This window comes from Paenibacillus foliorum (genome assembly GCF_013141765.1).
GTDB lineage: Bacteria > Bacillota > Bacilli > Paenibacillales > NBRC-103111 > Paenibacillus_S > Paenibacillus_S foliorum.
Genome location: NZ_WHOD01000021.1, coordinates 1 through 2,255, shown reverse-complemented (window position 1 = coordinate 2,255; position 2,255 = coordinate 1). Strand labels below are relative to the sequence as shown.

1 protein-coding gene and 1 pseudogene are annotated in these 2,255 nt (G+C 41.3%); both read left to right on the top strand.

From position 1 onward, the window contains the following. Positions 1–108, top strand: a pseudogene (locus GC093_RS35725) (carbohydrate ABC transporter permease); the annotation flags it as partial. Positions 109–398: 290 nt separating this feature from the next. Then, complete coding sequence (locus GC093_RS05770; RefSeq protein WP_171650922.1) at positions 399–2,045, top strand: type 2 periplasmic-binding domain-containing protein; 1,647 nt, start codon at positions 399–401, stop codon at positions 2,043–2,045. Positions 2,046–2,255: the final 210 nt, after the last annotated feature.

Below are 2,255 nucleotides of genomic sequence, written 5' to 3'. Positions count from 1 at the left end.
ATTAAATACGCTACTATTATGGTGGCAACTATACCTATTCTATGTGTGTACCCGTTTGTACAGAAATATTTCGTAAAAGGTGTTATGGTTGGAGCTTTAAAAGGATAAATATGAAGGGATTACTCCTGGAAAATACAAGGAAATGAAAGATGAGTAAGCTGCCAATGGGCGGCTTTTTTTTGCTTAAAATCAATGATTTCTGTATGTTTTGTGTATTTTGCATATTGAATTGTATATTTTAAATAGTCAGAAAACTATTTTTGCAGATAAGTTTGGCAATAATTGCGATTTCAATTTTGGAAGCGCTGCCATATACTCAGGTTATGAGAAATATCTCATACGAATGTACGATACAAATCCAATTCGGTTAATCCGAAATATCAGGGAGGTCTTTACTTATGAAGAGAAAGAAGAAAATCGCTTCGACAATTGTTGTAACCACTATAATGAGTACCATGGTTATGGCTTGCTCTACAACAACACCGGCGCCTGCTTCCGACACCAAGACTCCTGCACCAGCAACAACACCCGCAGCAACGGGAACTGCAACCACCTATCCAATGAAGACGGACAAAACATTAACTTATTGGGGAGAGCTTCCAGGTAACCTGACTGGTGTAAAATCGACCCATGCGGATACCCCATTCTTCTCAGAATGGCAGAAGAAAACAGGTGTTCCATTAAAGTTTAGCGCGCCTCCAACTAACCAAGCGAAGGAAGCTTTAAACGTAATGCTGGCATCTGGCGATCTACCCGATATGATCGAATTCAACTTCCTTAAAGATTTTCCAGGAGGACCAGAAAAAGCGATTAAAGACGGCTACATCTTGAAATTGAATGATTTGATCGATAAACACGCACCGAACCTCAAAAAATATTTAAAGGAACATCCAGATGTTGACAAGATGGTAAAAACAGATAACGGCAGCTATTATGCGTTCCCTTTTATTCGCGGCGATGAAGCCCTTATGGTGTTTCAAGGTCCTATAGTTCGTAAAGACTGGCTGGATGAGCTGGGATTACCAATACCGCAAACTATCGATGATTGGACCGCTATGCTTAAAGCATTTAAAGAAAAGAAAGGTGCAACAGCACCATTCTCAACGAACAGCAAACCGCGTGTATTTAATGATTTTAACAATGGACATTTCATGGGCGCTTACGGTGTAACACGTGATTTCTACATGGAAAGTGGTCAAATCAAATTCGGACCTGCGGAAAAAGGTTACAAGGATTTCCTTGCTTTATACCGCGGCTGGTACGAACAAGGTTTGTTGGATAAAAATATTGCTACGGTCGACCAGAAGGCGTGGGATTCTAACATTGCATCAGGCGCAACAGGAGCAACAGTTGGTAACGCTGGAGGCGGAATCGGTAAATGGCAGCCACTTGTTGAAGCCAAGGATCCTAAGGCTTTGCTAGTAGCTACACCTCAACCGGTTTTGAAGAAGGGCGACACAGCTAAGTTCGGTCAAAGAGACATACCTTATTCATTTGGCGGTATGGTAGCGGTTACAGCTAAATCGAAAAATGCCGAATTGGCTGTTAAGATGCTGGACTATGGCTACGGTGAAGAAGGACATATGTACTTCAATTTTGGAACTGAAGGCACCAGCTATAAGATGGAGAATGGGTATCCGAAATACTCGGATATAGTAATGAAGAATCCGGATAAATTGGCACCAGCACAAACACTCTCCTTGTATACTCGTGCAAACTACAACGGACCGTATGTTCAAGATAAACGTTATATCGAGCAATACCTAGCACTTCCAACACAACGTGATGCTATTGGTATCTGGGCAAAGACGGATATGGCTAAATACCAAATGCCTCCAGTAACACCAACTCCAGAAGAAAGCTCGGAGTTCGCTAAAATCATGACGGATGTTAATACATTGGTGGATGAAATGACTTTAAAAATCATTTTGGGCGCCGAGCCGTTGGATAGCTTTGAGAAATATATGGATAAATTGAAATCGGTTAAGATTGATCGCGCTATTGAAATTCAGAAGGCAGCTTTGGATCGTTACAACAAACGTTAATCTTTCATGCTAACCGCGGGGAGGGCCGGGAAGCCCTCCCTTATTTTAAGAGTAGAATTCGTAAGTATAGAGACAAATTATTTTGAGGGAGGAGGGGTATGAGATGGCCAAAACGGTACAATTATCCGCAACCAGATCTGCAGCTAATGCTAAACCAACCTTTATGAGGCGATTTATCCGAGACTTTCTGTTAAACAAATATTTATATGT

What these genes read in the sequence shown, in the direction of transcription:
- GC093_RS05770 (WP_171650922.1), top strand. Translation starts at nt 399, where the DNA reads ATGAAGAGAAAGAAGAAAATCGCTTCGACAATTGTTGTAACCACTATA.